Genomic DNA, 17,271 nt, shown 5'->3' on the forward strand with positions numbered 1-17,271 from the left:
ATTGGTATAACTTCAAGGAGCAGCATGTGTTAGCAACGTTAAGAGCAATCGCCGAATCGGTGGCGCAGCAAAGTGATTTGCAAAGTGCGCTAGATTGCTTTGTCACTATGGTGAAAGAGGCGATGCACACCGAGTGCTGCTCAGTTTACTTTGCGGACTACAGCCAAGATAACTTTATACTAATGGCCACCAATGGCCTCAACCGCGATGCCATTGGTCAGTTTCGCATCGGTTTTACGGAAGGCCTGGTGGGCTTGGTGGCCCAGCGCGAAGAGCCAATCAACATTGCCCATGCCCAATCCCACCCTAGATTTAAACTATCCCCAGAAGTGAATGAAGAAGGGTTTAACGCGTTTTTATCAGTGCCCGTAGTGCATCAGCGTAAAGTGCTTGGTGTTATTGTGGTACAGCAAAAGATGGCTCGCGTTTTCAGTCATGACGAAGAATCGTTCTTAATTACCTTATCAGCGCAATTGGCATCGCAGTTGGCCAATACCGAAATACAAACGTTATTACAAGAAGATGCCAGCAGTCATCGCACCTCGGTATTAAAGGGGGTGGCCAGTGCCCCGGGGATTGCGCTGGGGCAGGGCTATGTGGTGCTGCCTAATATCAGTTTTGCCAGTATTGAGCCCGAGCGTTCCGAGCAAACGCAACAGCAGTTACAGTTGTTCCACCAAGCCGTGGCTGCCACGCGACAAGAGTTTCATATTTTAGCCAAAACCCTCAGTGATGATATACCTAAAGAAGCCATTGCGGTATTTGAGGTTTACCAGCAGTTACTCGATGCCAAAAGCTTAGGGCAACAGGTGGAAAGTGAAATTAAACAGGGGTGGAATGCCAAAACCGCGTTAAAGCGAGTGATTGATAATTTAGTGGCGCAGTTCAATGCCATGAACGACCCTTATATCAAAGAGCGTGCTGTGGATGTAAATGACATCGGTTTGCGCGTTCTGCATCATTTAGTATCGACTGAGCAAGCGGTAAAACAGTACCCTGAAGACACCATTTTAATTGCCCATACATTAACCCCGACCATGTTAGCCCAAGTGCCCAAAGATAAATTAAAAGGGGTGGTGAGCGTGCATGGCTCGGCAAACTCCCATGCTTCTATTTTAACTCGAGCGATGGGCGTCCCGGCGATTTGGGGCATTGAAAATATTCCCTTGTTACAGTTTGATGGCAAAGAAGTCATTTTAGACGCCTATGCCGGACGCTTATATATTTCTCCCTCGCAAGTGCTGGTGAATGAATACATTGAAATTAAACACAAAGACAGTATTCTTCACGATAAATTTGAAGCCGAGCACGACCTGCCACCAGTAACGCTTGATGGTGAACGGATAAAACTGCTGCTCAATGCCGGCCTTGATTTATCCACTGAGACCATAGGCGCGAAATATTTCGATGGTGTGGGACTATATCGCACTGAATCTTGGTTTATGCAAAAAGGCCAATTTCCTACTCAAGCTGAGCAAGAGCAATGGTATCGCGAAGTGTTAACTCGCTACCACCCTGAGCCGGTGATCATGCGTACCTTAGACATCGGTGGCGATAAGGTGCTGGATTATTTTGATATTAAAGAAGAGAATCCGTTTTTAGGCTGGCGAGGGATCCGCGTGTCGTTAGATCATCCTGAGCTGTTTCTCGATCAAGTAAAAGCCATGATCAAAGCCAATGCGGGGTTGGGGAATTTGCGTATTATGCTGCCCATGGTCGGGCACAGTGAAGAAATCGATGAAGCGTTGGCCTTAGTTGATCAAGCCTGCTTTGAGCTGCAAGATGAGTGGGCAGACCCTTTTTACACCATAGACCGTCCAGAGGTTGGGGTTATGCTAGAAGTACCATCCAGCGTGTACTTGCTGCCTGAGTGGTCTAAGAAAGTCGATTTTTGCTCGGTGGGCAGTAACGATTTAACGCAATATCTGCTGGCGGTGGATAGAACCAACGCCCAAGTTGCCGACTTATTCGATCCTTACCACCCCAGTGTACTTAGAGTGTTAAACGACATTGCGCGACAATGTGAACAGCATGAGCTTCCCTTTAGCCTGTGTGGTGAGCTCGGTGGTGAGCCAGAAGGGGCAATTCTACTGATTGCCATGGGCTATCGCCGCTTAAGTATGAATATTTCTTCGCTAAATAAAGTCAAGTGGGTGCTGAGGCGGCTACGAGTGACGGACATGGAAGCCTTACTTGAGCAGTGTTTAGCTCAACCGTCCACCAAGCAAGTACGAAGGGTGATAAAAGAGTTTATGATAGCGCATCAATTCGGTGAGCTGCTTTACACCAGTCATCAAGCAAAGGGTGCGTCTTAGCGACATTTGCGCTACCATAGCGGCGCTATAAAAAGAAGAGCTTGTGATGGAAACCATTTTACTCATCGTTGTACTTTGCGCGTTATTAGGTTGCGCGGTTGGCTTTTTGGCTGGCTTGTTGGGCATTGGTGGTGGACTGTTAATTGTCCCTATTTTGTCGATTATTTTAACGCAGTTTGAAATCATCCCACCAGAAAAGGTGGTGATTGTCGCAGTGGCCACCTCGTTGGCTTCAATCATCTTTACGTCCACGTCTTCGGCAAAAGCCCACCATAAAAACAGTAATGTGCCTTGGCAAGTAGCGCCTTGGGTGATGCTTGGCGTGGCTGTTGGTGCCCTTGGCAGTGGGTTTGCGGCAGTCTTGTTACCGGAAAAACTCGTGCGCCTCATCTTTGTGATTAGTGTCATTGGCATAGCGCTTAAAATGGCATGGAGCTCACGTCGCCCGCCTAAAACCACTCGAGTTATGCCATCTGGACCTGTGCTTGCCATCTTAACCTCAGTGACTGGGGCGTTATCGGCGATGATTGGCATTGGTGGTGGGGCGCTGATTGTGCCTTTATTAACCTTCTTCTCATTAGATATGAAAAAAGCCATTGGCTGTGCTTCGGCAAGCGGAATTATCATCGCCATTTTTGGCTCGATTGGCTATATTGCTTCAGGCAGTCGCCACGTTGATATTGAGCACGGGTTTTTAGGTTTTGTTTACTTACCGGCGCTGGTAGGGATTGTGGCAACTTCATGGTTTATGGCGCCAGTTGGTGCAAAAGCAACGCACCATTTGCCGGTTGCAACGATAAAAAAAGTATTTGCCGCGCTATTGGTCGTGATTGCCGGCAACATGTTAATTAATTAAGGAAAGGCTATGGCTTTGCAGTTTCCACAGATAGATCCTGTGATTTTTTCTATCGGGCCACTGAGCGTGCGCTGGTACGGCTTGATGTATTTAATTGGCTTTGTGTTTGCCATGTGGTGGGCAGGTAAAGAAGCGAAAAAAACCAACTCAGGTTGGAATAAAGACCAAGTCGGCGATTTGGTGTTCTACTGCATGCTAGGGGTTATCCTTGGCGGCCGCATTGGGTATGTATTGTTTTATCAATTTTCCCACTTCTTAGAAAACCCGTTATACCTATTTAGAGTGGATCAGGGCGGTATGTCTTTCCACGGCGGTGCGTTAGGGGTGATCGCTGCCATTGTGTTTTATGCCCTAAAAAATAAGCGTTCGATTTTAGCGGTAGGCGATTTTGTTGTCCCTATGGTGCCGGTTGGTTTATTTGCCGGACGCATTGGCAACTTTATTAATGGTGAGTTATGGGGCCGAGTGACGGATGTGCCTTGGGCCTTTGTCTTTCCAAGCGGTGGTCCGTTGCCGCGTCACCCATCACAGCTCTATGAAGCGTTTTTTGAAGGCTTAGTATTATTTATCATGTTGGTGTGGTTCCGTAATAAGCCTCGCCCAGCAGGCAGCGTGGCTGGTCTATTTTTAGCAGGCTACGGTGTTTTCCGCTTCGCTATTGAGTATTTCCGTGAGCCGGATGCCCATATTGGCTTGTATGGTGGCGTTATCTCACAAGGGCAAATTTTATCATTGCCGATGGTGATTGCCGGAATTATGTTGATGGTGTGGGCTTACAAGCGCGAAGCGACTCAGGGCAATGCAGGGCAAGTTAAGAATTAAAGAGTAACGATTATGAAGCAATATTTAGAGTTAATGCGCTATGTGCGAGATCATGGCACGAAAAAAGAAGACCGCACAGGCACCGGGACGATTAGCGTGTTTGGCTACCAAATGCGCTTTAATCTGCAAGAAGGTTTCCCGCTGGTCACCACCAAAAAATGCCACTTACACTCAATTATCCATGAACTGCTGTGGTTCTTAAAAGGTGACACTAATATTCAATACTTAAAAGACAATGGCGTAAGTATTTGGGATGGTTGGGCCACGGAAGAGGGCGATTTAGGGCCTGTATACGGCAGCCAATGGCGCTCTTGGGAAGGACCGAACGGTGAAGTCATTGATCAAATCAAAGACGTGGTGGAGCAAATTAAAACTAATCCAGACTCTCGGCGTTTAATTGTCAGTGCTTGGAATCCAGCACTATTGCCAGATACTCAGTATTCACCAAAAGAAAATGCCGCTATGGGTAAGCAAGCATTGCCGCCATGCCATACCTTATTTCAGTTTTATGTGCTAGATGGCAAGCTTTCTTGTCAACTGTATCAACGCAGTGCTGACATTTTCTTGGGTGTGCCATTTAACATTGCCAGCTACGCACTATTGACGATGATGATTGCCCAGGTGTGTGATTTAGAGTTGGGTGACTTTGTTCACACTTTTGGTGATGCTCACCTTTACCTTAATCATATGGAACAGGTTGAACAGCAGTTATCACGAGAGCCCTTCGCTAAGCCGACCATGAAGATTAACCCTGAGGTAAAAGACATCTTTGGCTTTACCTTTGCAGACTTTGAGTTAGTGGACTACCAATGCCACCCGCACATCAAAGCGCCAGTGGCAATTTAGGAGCACAACGTGAAAGCGGTTATTCCTGTTGCAGGGCTTGGTACGCGGATGTTACCCGCAACAAAAGCCATACCAAAAGAAATGCTTCCGATTGTAGACAAGCCACTGATCCAGTATGTGGTGGATGAAGCAGCCGCAGCTGGAATAACCGAAATTGTTTTAGTGACTCACTCTAGTAAGAACTCCATTGAGAACCATTTTGATACCAGCTTCGAGCTGGAAGCCACATTAGAGAAACGGGTTAAACGCCAGCTACTGGAAGAGGTGCAATCGATTTGCCCTAAGGGCGTCACCTTAATTCATGTCCGCCAAGGCGAGGCTCGAGGACTTGGCCATGCCATCAACTGTGCCGCGCCGGTCATCGGTGATGAGCCTTTTGTGGTGATGTTACCCGATGTGCTGATCGATGATGCCGCGTGCGATTTACAGCGGGACAATTTAGCGCAAATGATACAACGCTTTGAACAAAGCGGTCACAGCCAAGTTATGGTCGAAGCCGTCGCTACCGAGCAGGTGAGCCAATTTGGTATTGTTGACCTTGGTGGAGCGACCCTTAACCCTGGCGAATCTAAGCAAATGCTCAGCATGGTAGAGAAGCCATCCGTGGCGGCTGCTCCTTCTAACCAAGCCGTGGTTGGCCGTTATGTGTTAAGTAAAGCCATTTGGCCTTTGTTACTAAAAACTCCCCTTGGTGCTGGAGACGAAATTCAGCTAACCGACGCCATTGCCATGATGAACGAAGTTGAACAAGTACAGGCTTATGCCCTCATCGGGAAGAGCCATGATTGTGGCAGTAAAATGGGCTACCTAAAAGCCATTGTTGAATACGCCTCAAGACGCCAAGAATTTGCTCCTGAGTTACAAAAAACGATTAATACCTTGATAAAAAGCACAATTACCTGATTGTCGGCAAGCCAAGGCGGTTGATAACCTTTTTGAGGCGTATATCAAGCTATTGTGGTGTTTAACTGCTCTGATCCTTAGGTGGCAAAGTCTTGCCTATTTTTAAACATTAAAGGTGCAGTTTACAAACGTTGTAGAGTAAGGGAAAACATAAATTCCGCCTAAGGACGACGGGTTAGTCACTTTATCAGCTATAGACTGTAACTATGGTGCGACTTTTGCATCGCTTCAAGCCAAGGTAACAATTGGCTTGGTATGATGAAATTTCTAATTTGGTTTACAGTATTATTTATGGTTGCTTGTAGCAACACCCGCACAACTTCAACCAGCAATAACACAGTAGATGCAAGCCCACCTCCTAGCATTGAGTATTATGGTGCACAACTGGCGAAATCATTGGGACAGCATGTGAGGCCATATAAACCCAACTCCACGATTGCGGTGACGAGCTTTTTCAAAGCGGACGCATTGCAGCAAGTGACAACGGGTCAAGGGGCTGGGTTGAGTGTAGCACTGCAAGAGTCACTAATTACTCGCCTTACACAAATGGGGGCCGATGTTGTGGAATATCGCCTATCCGAGTCTTTATCATTTCATGATGCTGCCGATAACATGTTATCAAGAGATTTAGCCAAGGTGGTTCAGCGCCAGAAAATTGACTTGGTAGTGGTAGGGACGATTGTAGAAACTCAAGATGCCTATCTGGTTAATGCCAGGCTAGTTGGCACTTTACACAATAAAGCCGTTTCTGCAGCAGCAGTAAGCATTCCAAAGTCGGTCATGTGGGGGACGCAAAATGTCACTCACCGTGATGGCCAGTTGATCCGAAGCCAATATTAGTGGAGCAGGCAATGTTAAAAAATTTAGTTAGTGTCATTTTACCGCTTACATTGATGGTCGGTTGTGCCCAAGGGAGCTTTTTCGCTGAAGAGGGGGCGCCTGAACAGCAGTCGAGAAATGGCTTTGCAAAGGATTCCATGTTTCAAAGTAACCCCAGCGGGATGAAACAGTTTTCGATTAGTCAGCAAATGGCGGGCAAAAACGTTACCCATTATGTCCAAAGCATTATGCAAGACATGGTGGCCAACATAAAACACGTAAATGAAAAAACGCCCATTGCCGTTACCAGCTTTGTTTTTTTGGATAAAGATTTTAATCAAGCGTCGTTATTGGGTAATCAATTAGCAGAGAGTTTTATTCACGAATTGCATACCTTTGGTATTCCAGTTGTGGACTTCAAAACCACGGATTACATCCGAGTGACTCCAGAAGGGGATTTCGTATTTAGTCGAGACTTCCTTGAGTTATCAGACGACCACCCATTTTTATATGTGTTAGGTGGTACCTTGGTTAACCATCAAGGTGGTGTAATGGTAAACGCCCGTATAGTTGGTCTGCGCAGTAAAAGCGTGGTCGGTACCGCACAAGGCTTTTTACCACAGAATATCGTAAACGCCTTAGAAGATGGCGCGGCCTACGACGGTATTTTGCTTGAGCAAGCGAATTAGGAGCAGAGAAATGAAAAACGCAGTTCTGTTCGCCACCACGTTAGCTCTGTTAGGTGGCTGTGAAATGACCGAACAGCAAGCTCAGCAAGGAGACAGCAAAGAGCAATCTGATATTGATGCCTTGTACGCCATGATGGCCGCACAAGAACAGCAAGCATTGGATGAGCAGTCGGCAATGACCGAGGACATGGGATTCGTAAGCTATCGCCATCGTAAGCAGGTGGCAAATTATGCCAGCCAAATTGCGCTAGAGCTATCTGATACTATATTAGGACAGCAGCCAGAAGCCATTGCGGTTGCCAGCTTTGTAAACTTTAATGAGTCATTACGACAAACCAATCAGTTGGGGAACCAGCTGGCAGAGTCGTTAATGCATCAAATACAAAAGTTGGGTTACCAAGCACTGGATTTTAAAGCGCTAGGAAAAATTGAGGTGACGCCCAGTGGCGACCTAAATTTTTCTCGTAAAGCCAGTCGTTTAAAGGTAGCCCAAGCACCAAGCCATGTACTAACAGGCACCATGATTTATCGCGCTCGCGGAGTCGAAGTGAATGCTCGACTGTTGGAGTTTGATAGCAATCTCGTGGTTGCGACTACGGCGGTGACTATTCCCTACTTTATCTTAGATGGCCGAGCAACGGCATCGAGGTAACCCTAACCACGCGGAGTGAGCTTTAGTTCCCTGATGGGCAGACAAAAGCTCACCATTCCCTAAAGAAAAGCTTCAAAAAGTGATAGTAATCAGTATACTAGAAGCTAATAACAATTCCTTAAATGAATTGGCTGTTTGCGGTAAGAAACTTTTTATACCAGCTCGCTTAATTAAGAGGTCTATTTGAGGCAAGAAACTTTTCTCGATAACTAGGCAAAAATTTTGCTATTTAGTTGTTCTAAATAAGAAATTTTTAACGCCGTTAGCGTCAAATTTACTCCCTCAAATTGAGTAAGTATTAACGTGGATTGGTATAACCCAATAAGTGTAACAGTGGCTCCTGCAAATGGCGCAAGTATGAATATGGATTGTTATAAAGCTGCTAAGTGGATGTCCCCATAGTTTAATGGATAAAACTAGGCCCTCCTAAGGCTTCGATGTAGGTTCGATTCCTACTGGGGACGCCATTCCTTAAAGAGCAAAATCCTCCTTTTGCTCTACCTGAATTTCTACTAAATCATTTATTTGTACGTTGTTGAGTGGGCGGTTACTTATGTTCACAGCCACTGCATTTTGGGCGTTAATTTGTGTGACACGAACCTTATTAATGGTCTTGATTTGGCGCATGTACTGCTTGCCGCGTGCGTTGGTCACTGGGCTGCTGTGCGCAATGTTCAATATTTGGCCATTTTCCAATCCATGCATACGGCCAAGGTTAATAATCACTTGATCGCCGTCAACGTGCAGAATTTTACCATTCGTTGCTAAGCAAGCCACGGCGGCATTTAAGTCAATGGTAACTTGCTCGAGTGTTAACTGGATTTCGTCGGCATAATCTGTGCGCCAGAAGCGCTCACTATAAACGTCTATTAGTTTGGTCTTTTTAAATGGCCAAACGCCTTGTGTGGCGTACTGCTTTTGCCACACACGCTCGTGCGATAAGGCATCAAAAAGGGCAAAGTCGATTTTAAAGCTACGCAAAAACTTATCGCTCTGCCAAAATGCAAAGTCACTGTTAAGTTTATCCACACTGGAAATGTCGCTGATCTGAGAAAGCAAAACATATTGGCTATTGGTATTGGCCGTAACGGTTTCAATTAAACGTTCGTTATAATCAAAACGCTGGCTAAAAAAGCGTTCAACATTGATGGTTTGTGCGAAGTAAGGCACTGGCTCTAAGCTGGTGCTTTGGCCATTCATGGTTTGATAGAGCTTTTTACTTACCACCTTGTGTATGTCAAAGATTTGACCCAAGGTTGCTTGGTGCTTGTTCTTTAATTGACTTTGAGTAATGGCGATTTGTTTATTGTAGGCGCTCGTAGGGCATTGCTGATCCTGTGGCATAATATCAATGTGTAAGGTGACGTGCCAGCTATCACCTACCCGTGACTCCGACACCACATTGGCGCTTTGCACTTGGGCGTTGGAGCGTATTTTTAATTCATCCTGAGTCAGCACACCATCGGTGACAGTTTGTACACTGCTGACATTAGCGCCAGAAAATAACAGAGCCTGGGTAATGGCATCGTTGACAGCCTTACGTTTGGCTTTTTGCTGATCACCACTTTTGATGTCAGCAATGCCTGTTACTTCAAACCACTCCGCGCTAGCGCCATTGGCGTAAGATAAACTGATGAGTGATAAGCTTAGTACAATATGCTTGTTCATTTTGAGTAACCTAATTCATTAACTACCTAAATATCAGCAATACCTGTGCCAAATTTTGGCAGGATTCGTGCATATATCAGCTAAGTGAACTCTTATACCGATTCGCTTAAAAAGTGGCCTAGTCTAAGCGAACAAGGCGTAATGCGGACTGGTATTGTATTTATTGATTGTAGTGGAGATGGTTAGGATGAGGGTATTTAAATCACGTTACGTACTGCTTTTGGTCACCACATTCGCCTGGCTTAATGGCTGTGCCAGTATTGCAGACAAACACATTGAGTATGAAACCATAAAACCTGATAGTTATCCGGTACTCAAAGCCGTTGGTTATGCGCCGTTAAGTGCACAACCGGGAGCGACGGATGGTGAGAAACAGTTAATGGCAATCAAGGTTTCTAAGCTTGAAGCGTATCGTGAATTAGCGGAGCAACTGTATGGACAAAAGTTGACTGCAACAACCACGGTAAAAGGGGCCATAGCGCAAAATGATGGCTTAAAAAGTCAAGTTAATGGCCTTATCAGGGGCGCAAAAGTGCTCAAAAGCTACTCAGTCGGTGATACCTATGCCACGGAATTAGAGCTAGATATGAAAAGAGTGTACAACCTCTATATTGCGCAAACTAAGCCGAAGAAAATTAAAAAGATCCGTTACAGTATCAAATAACAGCTTAAACAATGAAAGCCTAATTTAGGCTTTCAAGTTCTTTACTAGCTTATTATCACTGCTTTTGACACTGCCGTCTTCACCATAAGTTACTGATGCAGGCACACCTATCAGAATTTCTTTCAGCTCTCTGGTGCTAACATTGGCATGGTGAGCCGCTTTGGCGTTAACTTCATTTTTGCGCTTACAATCATTCAGTAGCAATTTAACTTGGTCTACTAGGGGCGAAAGTTCTTCGTTTTTGAACAGTTCAACATCGACTTGAGCGAGTTCTTTGTCGAGTTGTTGCAGTTGTGTGATGTGTGAGAGTTTTTCCCGAGCGATATCTTTTAAGCTATCACCGTGGCGAGAGGCGAGCGCCTCAAGCTCGTCCACTAGAAGCTGGGTCAAAGCTTCTAGTGCACTAATTTGTTGCGTTAGTTTGTGGTGGCAAAGCCGAACCGTATCATCCATAGATCTCGAACTCGAATGCTGCTATGTTTTTTGCCAGTTTATCGGCGTCAACCTGGTACTTGCCTTCGGCAATAGCTTTTTTCAGCTCTTCGACTTTTTTATCGTCAAAACCGGAAGACTGCTGCGCCTTATCATTTACAGACTTTAACTGTTGTGCCTGTGGGGTTAGGCTCACTGAATCCGCAGCCGCTTTAGGTGCTGCAGGTGCCTTATTATTCGTGGCATTGGCTTCGTTACGTTGTAACTCCGCTTTTTGTTGCTTAACATTGTTAGCAACGGATGTAGATTGATTTTGACCGTTAACTTGATTAACCATGATTGTAGACCCAATACTATTATACTCTCAGCCACTATATCGGCTTGCGTAAGCATTACTTTAGCAAATTTTTTATAAATTCACCTCAACAGTTTCTACATCGATAACTCTAGCACGTAAGGTCTTGCCAGAGCGAGCATTTTTTACCCGAACTAAATCCCCTTTATTGCCGTCTTGCAGTGCTTCACCGGCTGTTTTTATTACCAAACCACCAGACTTAGCAAAAATAGTCACGCCATCGCCTTTGCATACCATACAAATATGACGCTGGGTGAAGGCCTGCCCCTCACGAATATTGCGTTTACTGCGGCTGCCAATAATGAGCTTAGCTTCTTCAATATATGAAACTCGGCGAAAACGTTTGGGTTGATACTCTTTTTTGATGTCTTCAGCCGTAATGATACTGCCTTTTTCGAGCATGTTGGCGCTAACTAACACTGGGAATAGACGGTCGATCCGGACATGGACGTATTGCGTCCAACTGACTAAATCGTTGCAGCGTAATTGCACGGTTACCTGAGTATTAAAAGGAGGAGTCATGGCCGTGGCGCGCTCTAATGGCTGTTGACACTCTCGGGCCGGGATGCGGTCATCCAGCGGTATGGTGGTAACCGAGAGCTTGCTGTCAGGGTCTTGTTCGATTTGAGGAGTAATAAAATCAATGGCCGCTTGCTCCAACATGTTGTTGTCATATTGCTGACAATGGGCATAGCCTATGCCTATAAAATAAGCGAACAAACAAAAAAATTGATTGTAATAGGTTTTTTTTAACAAACTCATGATGTTTCGACTATGCTTATGGGGTGAAACAAGGTATAAAGATTCTGCTTTAATAACTGCACCTAATCAAGGGTGTTTAACCATATCAGAGTCGAAGCAAAGATCGTTCCGATTAGCGGTTTATTCAGTAGGAGATTGAAATGGCAGGTGTTTTAGATTCGGTGAACCAACGTACCCAGCTGGTTGGACAAAACCGACTCGAGCTATTACTTTTTCGGCTTCAAGGTCGACAACGCTTCGGTATTAATGTCTTTAAGGTCAGAGAAGTTCTACAATGTCCTGCCCTGACGAGCATGCCAAAGTCTAATCCGCTTATTCGTGGTGTGGCTCATATTCGTGGTCAAACTATTTCAGTAATTGATATGTCGCTGGCGGTAGGTGGGCCTCCTATCCAAGATATCCGCAATTGTTTTATTGTTATCGCTGAATATAACCGCTCAGTTCAAGGATTCTTGGTAAGCGCTGTAGAACGTATTGTCAACATGAACTGGGAGAAAATAATGCCGCCACCTTCGGGGGCTGGTCGTTATTCTTACCTAACCGCAGTAACAGAAATTGAAGATGAATTAGTCGAAATCCTTGACGTAGAAAAGATCTTAAACGAAATTTGTCCTATAGATACTGAAGTCAGCGCTGGAATTGTCTCTGATGGCGAAATGCAAAAAGATTTGGGCGAGCGTATTGTCTTTATTGCTGATGACTCGGCAGTAGCGCGAAACCAGGTCAAGCGTGCATTAGAACCTTTAGGAGTGCAAACCGAGTTGGCTAAAAACGGCAAAGAAGCGCTGATCAGGCTTAGAGAAATTGCCGATATGGACTGTCAAAATAATGTCACCGAGCGCGTAGGCTTGTTGATATCGGATGTTGAAATGCCGGAAATGGATGGCTATACCTTAACGGCTGAGATCAAGGCGGATCCAAAGTTAGCGCCACTTCATGTTATTTTACATACTTCCTTAAGTGGGGTATTCAATCAGGCAATGATTGAAAAAGTAGGCGCAGATGATTTTATTGCTAAGTTTAACCCCGATGAATTAGCCGCAGCGGTTAAGAAATGGGTTCATTGTGATTAAAGCTGGTGGTAGCACTTGGAAAATAAGCATTTAGAGCAAAAAGAGTACGATCAATTTCGAACCTTTCTGGAGCAGCAGTGTGGGATCGTACTGGGCAACAACAAATTGTACTTGGTTAAAAGTCGATTAGCTCCATTGATGGCGCGCTTCAATGTTGAATCTTTGTCATCGTTAGTTGCTAAAACACTAAGCCCCCATGAACGGCAACTTCGTGCCGCGGTGGTTGATGCCATGACTACCAACGAAACCTTATGGTTTAGAGATACTTACCCGTTTGAGTTACTTAAAAATCGGATCTTGCCGGAGTTTAAAGATCTAAGAAGACCAGTGAAAATTTGGTCAGCGGCAAGTTCGTCAGGACAAGAGCCGTATTCCATTGCCATGTCAGCGAATGAGTATGTCAGTAAGTCGCCAGGCGCCCTCAAAATGGGCGTGCAGATAGTGGGTACTGACATTTCTAATACCATGCTTGATATGTGTAAAAACGCTGAATATGACGCTTTGGCGTTAGCGCGTGGATTGTCTCCAGAGCGACGCAAAAAGTTTTTTACCGACAGCGGTAATGGTATGGCTAAAGTGGTAGAGCCAATACGAAAAATGGTGAGCTTTAGGCACCTTAACTTGTTGGACTCTTATGCTTTGATGGGCAAGTTTGATGTCATTTTTTGCCGCAATGTACTGATCTATTTTTCCCCAGAGGTCAAAGCAAAAATCATTGCGCAATTTGCACAGTCACTCAATCCTAATGGTTACTTGTTTTTAGGTGCCTCTGAGTCAATGGCCGGTTTAAGTGATGACTTTACTATGATCCGCTGTAACCCAGGTATTATTTACCAGAAAAAATAGTCACTCTACCATTAAGCTTCGCAACAGTGCCTCAAAACACTGTTGCAAGCCAGCTCTATAATACCAATCCGGATTAATACTTACTCAATTTGAGGGATCAAATTCAACGCTAACTGCGTTAAAAATTTCTCATTTAGAACAACTAAATAGCAAAATTTTCGCCTTGCCTATACGGATATAGGCACCTTGGCGGTAGCAGGACGCGAGAGCGGTGTTATCGTCAGAATTTTCTTGCCTCAAATAGACCACTTAATTGAGCGAATTGGTATAATTATCAACTTGCTCCTACATCGTCTTACTGATGCTATTGAATTGCTGTTGCCGAACCTTGACTTGCTTAGCTTTGCCGGTGCCACTTCTGACAATAACTTTTTCCTGTCATAGAAAAACGTTTGCTCCTCTTTTTTAATAACAAGCTGATGCTTAAAACCAACCTTAACCTCTACTATTTTTGTTTCGTTGACAGTGATTTTTGATGAGCATAAGTTTAATGAATTAGCCTCAAATAGATCATTACCTCGCCTTTTTAATGGTATTAACCATTGAAATTAAAGAGAAAAAATAAATTTATATTTTGGCCTAAAGATTGCTTTATCACTGTGAGTCAAATTTTTGGAGTTTAACTATGGCTATAAGTTTCGATAAAGCACTGGGTGTTCATCAGCATACCATGCTGATCCGCTCGCAACGTGCGGAAATGTTAGCGAGTAATATCGCAAATGCGGACACTCCAGGATATAAAGCAAAAGATATTGACTTCGCAGGTGCCTTAAAAGCGGCAAAAGCGGGGCAAAGAAGCGGCAATGATATGGTGAGAACTGATGCCAAGCATCTCAGTGGTGGCACTAAAATGACCAACGCAAATGAACTATATCGTTCGCCAAATCAAGCAGATACAGGTGATGGTAACTCAGTGGACATACAAGTGGAACGAAACTTGTATACACAGAATGCATTAGAGTACCAAGCCAGTTTGCAGTTTTTATCTGGTAATTTCAGTGGCCTTAAAAAGGCACTGGGTGGTCAAGGAGCATAATTATGAGTCTTTACAACGTTTTTGATATTTCTGGCTCGGGCATGAGTGCCCAAAATGTGCGCCTGAACACCACTGCGAGTAACATTTCGAATGCCAACTCGATAAGCTCCAGCCAAGAAGGAGTGTATCGCGCTAGACATCCGGTGTTTGCAGCTGAACTTTCTAAAGCTTCAACTTCCCAAAATAATGCCATGGGATCGTCTGTTGGAGTGAAGGTGCTAGGTGTGGTTGAAAGCGATAAACCGCTTCAGATTGAGTACAATCCAAACCACCCTAGTGCTGATGCAAATGGCTACATTTATAAACCGAATGTGAATGTGGTAGAGGAGATGGCAAATATGATTTCAGCCTCTCGTTCTTACCAAACCAATGTTCAGGTTGCAGATGCTGCAAAGCAAATGTTGAGCAAAACCCTGCAGCTTGGTCAGCGCTAGATTGGGAGTAACAGCTGATGAGTAATGACGTAAATTCCGCTACTTCGTCGTATATGGATTCTCTGCGGTGGAATAAAGAAAATCGCACCACAGAGGAGCAACAGAACCGAGATACCTTAACGCAGGAAGATTTCTTTTCATTGCTTACTCAGCAGCTGTCTTATCAAGATCCCAGTAAGCCTGCAGACAATGATCAGATGATTGCGCAGATGACCAACTTTACTATGGCTGAGGGGATCTCAAAGTTAAATTCGAAGTTCGATTCTCTGAGTGCCTCGATGACCTCTAATTCCGCTTTGCAGGCATCCACCTTAATTGGTAAAAAAGCACTGCTGGAGTCAGATACCTTAGAACTTGGTGGAGATGCCATTACATCGGGATCCGTGGTTGCAGAGAAACCAGTTGAGAATTTGTCCATTTCCATTGTTGACCAAAGTGGTTCGGTAGTGAGAAAGCTTGATTTAGGTGCTCAATCTGCCGGAGCAATTAAGTTTGAATGGGATGGCAAAAACCAAGATGGCGATGCCATGCCAGCAGGTGATTATACCATCAAGGCTGAGGGAAGTATCAATGGTCAGTTTTCCACTCTTCCCACGGCAACATTCAGAAATATAGACAGTGTTAATGTCAACGGCTCCAACGGCATTGTAATTAACACCCGCGAAGGGGCTGTGCGCCTCATTGACATTGCAGAAATAGCATAAATTAACAGATTAGCCTAGAAGAGGTGAGAGTATGAGTTTTAATATTGCACTAACAGGTTTGTCTGCGGCACAAAAAGACCTTGATGTAACCGCAAACAACATCGCTAACGTAAATACTACTGGTTTTAAAGAGTCTCGTGCCGAATTCGCGGATGTATACGCATCTTCAGTATTTAGCTCAGGCAAAACAAAAAGTGGTGATGGTGCCCAAACGGCCATGGTTGCACAGCAATTTCATCAAGGCTCTTTAAAGTTTACAAACAACTCGCTGGACTTAGCTATTACGGGTGAGGGATACTTCGCCATGGCTAACTCGATTGGGTCCCAGGACTATTCATACACTCGAGCTGGCGCATTTAAGCTCAATAAAGACAATTTTGTTGTAGATGCCCAAGGTAACTTTTTGCAAGGTTTCCCTGTTGACCCTGCCACGGGTGAGACTACTTCGGTGAGTTTAAGTACTTCATCTGCTTTGCAAATTCCAGATGCTTCTGGATCTCCACGAGCAACTAGTGAGGTGTTTTCATCGTTTAACCTAGATGCACGAGCCACACCGCCTGCAGCAGCGTTTGATGCTACTGATAGGACTACCTATAACGCCTCAACCTCAACTACGATATATGATTCTCTAGGTGAGCCACATGTAATGCAGTTCTTTTTTCGAAAAACTGCAGATAACCAGTGGGATGTTCATGCGACATTAGATAATCAAGAGTTTGATAATAATGGTGCACCAGGTGCTGGTCCAATTACTAACTTTATATTTAGTGCCAGTGGCTTACCACAGGCTCCGGTTACAGGTTCTACTTTCTCGCCACAAACTTCAATAACAGGTGGTAACTTAACCACCTTGCTGAGCAACGGAGCTTCATTTCCAAATGACCCAGTTATCAATTGGCGCGATGAGGCGAACACTACCAACAAATTGCCAACCCAGTATGCCAGCCGCTTTGAAGTTAAAGCGTTAGAGCAGGATGGTGCTACGGTAGGGCGACTATCTGGGGTTGATATTGGCGCCGATGGTAAGATTGTGGCTTCTTACAGTAATGGTGACTCTACCTTCCTAGGCCAGGTTGCCATGGTGCGCTTTTCCAACTCACAAGGGCTGCAACCGGTTGGTAATACCGCATGGAAAAAGAGCTTAACTTCTGGTGAGCCTCTAGCTGGTGAGCCAAACTCAGGGACGTTAGGCTCGATAAACTCTTCAGCGCTTGAGCAATCGAATACCAACTTAACTAACGAGCTGGTCGACCTTATTAGCGCACAGCGTAACTTCCAGGCCAACTCCCGTGCCTTAGAGGTTAACTCAACGCTCCAGCAGAACATTCTGCAGATTCGATAAACTATTATGCCCTCCAAAGGCTGCGCACGTCGCAGCCTTTTTTATTGCCGTCA

At 44.9% G+C, this 17,271-nt stretch carries 19 protein-coding genes and 1 tRNA gene; 16 read left to right on the forward strand and 4 right to left on the reverse strand.

Features of this window, described 5'->3' with window-relative positions:
- Positions 1 to 26: 26 nt before the first annotated feature.
- The 9 genes from ptsP to ACNKW2_RS11965 all read left to right on the forward strand — a co-directional run bounded on the left by ptsP (position 27) and on the right by ACNKW2_RS11965 (position 8,369).
- A complete protein-coding gene (ptsP, locus tag ACNKW2_RS11925) occupies positions 27 to 2,315 on the forward strand; it encodes a phosphoenolpyruvate--protein phosphotransferase (RefSeq protein ID WP_419148770.1) in 2,289 nt (762 codons plus the stop codon).
- 46 nt (positions 2,316 to 2,361) lie between these two features.
- The gene (locus ACNKW2_RS11930) at positions 2,362 to 3,171 is read left to right on the forward strand and encodes a sulfite exporter TauE/SafE family protein (RefSeq protein WP_419148771.1); all 810 of its coding nucleotides are present in this window, start codon (positions 2,362 to 2,364) and stop codon (positions 3,169 to 3,171) included.
- A 9-nt stretch (positions 3,172 to 3,180) separates the two neighbouring features.
- A complete protein-coding gene (lgt, locus tag ACNKW2_RS11935; protein ID WP_336565675.1) occupies positions 3,181 to 3,993 on the forward strand; it encodes a prolipoprotein diacylglyceryl transferase in 813 nt (270 codons plus the stop codon).
- 12 nt (positions 3,994 to 4,005) lie between these two features.
- Complete coding sequence (locus ACNKW2_RS11940; RefSeq protein WP_419148772.1) at positions 4,006 to 4,839, forward strand: thymidylate synthase; 834 nt, start codon at positions 4,006 to 4,008, stop codon at positions 4,837 to 4,839.
- A 9-nt stretch (positions 4,840 to 4,848) separates the two neighbouring features.
- A complete protein-coding gene (galU, locus tag ACNKW2_RS11945) occupies positions 4,849 to 5,742 on the forward strand; it encodes a UTP--glucose-1-phosphate uridylyltransferase GalU (RefSeq protein WP_419148773.1) in 894 nt (297 codons plus the stop codon).
- A gap of 255 nt (positions 5,743 to 5,997) precedes the next feature.
- Entirely contained in the window at positions 5,998 to 6,582 is a 585-nt protein-coding gene (locus tag ACNKW2_RS11950; protein ID WP_419148774.1) for a FlgO family outer membrane protein, read from the forward strand.
- An 11-nt stretch (positions 6,583 to 6,593) separates the two neighbouring features.
- Positions 6,594 to 7,250 (forward strand): FlgO family outer membrane protein, encoded by a 657-nt coding sequence (locus tag ACNKW2_RS11955; protein ID WP_419148775.1) that lies wholly within the window; start codon positions 6,594 to 6,596, stop codon positions 7,248 to 7,250.
- A gap of 10 nt (positions 7,251 to 7,260) precedes the next feature.
- The gene (locus tag ACNKW2_RS11960; RefSeq protein ID WP_419148777.1) at positions 7,261 to 7,902 is read left to right on the forward strand and encodes a FlgO family outer membrane protein; all 642 of its coding nucleotides are present in this window, start codon (positions 7,261 to 7,263) and stop codon (positions 7,900 to 7,902) included.
- A gap of 392 nt (positions 7,903 to 8,294) precedes the next feature.
- Positions 8,295 to 8,369: transfer RNA gene (locus ACNKW2_RS11965), tRNA-Arg, on the forward strand.
- 4 nt (positions 8,370 to 8,373) lie between these two features.
- Here the strand turns inward: ACNKW2_RS11965 and ACNKW2_RS11970 are convergent.
- On the reverse strand, positions 8,374 to 9,570 hold the full coding sequence (locus tag ACNKW2_RS11970; protein ID WP_419148779.1) for a flagellar assembly protein T N-terminal domain-containing protein: 1,197 nt from the start codon (positions 9,568 to 9,570) through the stop codon (positions 8,374 to 8,376).
- A gap of 187 nt (positions 9,571 to 9,757) precedes the next feature.
- On the opposite strand from ACNKW2_RS11970, the gene ACNKW2_RS11975 reads away from it, so the two are divergent.
- Positions 9,758 to 10,234, forward strand: coding sequence for an LPP20 family lipoprotein (locus ACNKW2_RS11975; protein ID WP_419148781.1), 477 nt, complete (start codon positions 9,758 to 9,760; stop codon positions 10,232 to 10,234).
- Between the two features lie 24 nt (positions 10,235 to 10,258).
- On the opposite strand, the gene ACNKW2_RS11980 is transcribed toward ACNKW2_RS11975, so the two are convergent.
- From ACNKW2_RS11980 to flgA, 3 genes are all read right to left on the reverse strand, one after another.
- Positions 10,259 to 10,687, reverse strand: a complete 429-nt coding sequence (locus ACNKW2_RS11980) for a flagella synthesis protein FlgN (RefSeq protein WP_419148782.1) — start codon at positions 10,685 to 10,687, stop codon at positions 10,259 to 10,261.
- Positions 10,680 to 11,003, reverse strand: coding sequence for a flagellar biosynthesis anti-sigma factor FlgM (gene flgM / locus ACNKW2_RS11985; RefSeq protein ID WP_419148783.1), 324 nt, complete (start codon positions 11,001 to 11,003; stop codon positions 10,680 to 10,682). The genes ACNKW2_RS11980 and flgM overlap by 8 nt, the downstream gene beginning before the upstream one ends.
- Before the next feature lie 72 nt (positions 11,004 to 11,075).
- Complete coding sequence (gene flgA, locus ACNKW2_RS11990) at positions 11,076 to 11,783, reverse strand: flagellar basal body P-ring formation chaperone FlgA (protein ID WP_419148784.1); 708 nt, start codon at positions 11,781 to 11,783, stop codon at positions 11,076 to 11,078.
- 140 nt (positions 11,784 to 11,923) lie between these two features.
- Here flgA and ACNKW2_RS11995 point away from each other — a divergent pair, with 140 nt between their 5' ends.
- The 6 genes from ACNKW2_RS11995 (at position 11,924) to flgE (ending at position 17,218) form a co-directional block, all read left to right on the forward strand.
- Entirely contained in the window at positions 11,924 to 12,856 is a 933-nt protein-coding gene (locus tag ACNKW2_RS11995; protein ID WP_336565696.1) for a chemotaxis protein CheV, read from the forward strand.
- Between the two features lie 15 nt (positions 12,857 to 12,871).
- The gene (locus ACNKW2_RS12000) at positions 12,872 to 13,702 is read left to right on the forward strand and encodes a CheR family methyltransferase (RefSeq protein ID WP_419148785.1); all 831 of its coding nucleotides are present in this window, start codon (positions 12,872 to 12,874) and stop codon (positions 13,700 to 13,702) included.
- Between the two features lie 625 nt (positions 13,703 to 14,327).
- A complete protein-coding gene (flgB, locus tag ACNKW2_RS12005) occupies positions 14,328 to 14,738 on the forward strand; it encodes a flagellar basal body rod protein FlgB (protein WP_419148786.1) in 411 nt (136 codons plus the stop codon).
- A 2-nt stretch (positions 14,739 to 14,740) separates the two neighbouring features.
- Positions 14,741 to 15,172, forward strand: coding sequence for a flagellar basal body rod protein FlgC (flgC, locus tag ACNKW2_RS12010; protein WP_419148787.1), 432 nt, complete (start codon positions 14,741 to 14,743; stop codon positions 15,170 to 15,172).
- Positions 15,173 to 15,189: 17 nt separating this feature from the next.
- Entirely contained in the window at positions 15,190 to 15,876 is a 687-nt protein-coding gene (locus ACNKW2_RS12015; protein ID WP_419148788.1) for a flagellar hook assembly protein FlgD, read from the forward strand.
- A 31-nt stretch (positions 15,877 to 15,907) separates the two neighbouring features.
- Positions 15,908 to 17,218: a flagellar hook protein FlgE gene (gene flgE, locus ACNKW2_RS12020; RefSeq protein WP_419148789.1), complete on the forward strand. Its 1,311-nt coding sequence runs from the start codon at positions 15,908 to 15,910 to the stop codon at positions 17,216 to 17,218.
- Positions 17,219 to 17,271: the final 53 nt, after the last annotated feature.

Origin of the sequence: Pseudoalteromonas 'SMAR' (assembly GCF_048515945.1) — a bacterium.
Taxonomy (GTDB): domain Bacteria; phylum Pseudomonadota; class Gammaproteobacteria; order Enterobacterales; family Alteromonadaceae; genus Pseudoalteromonas.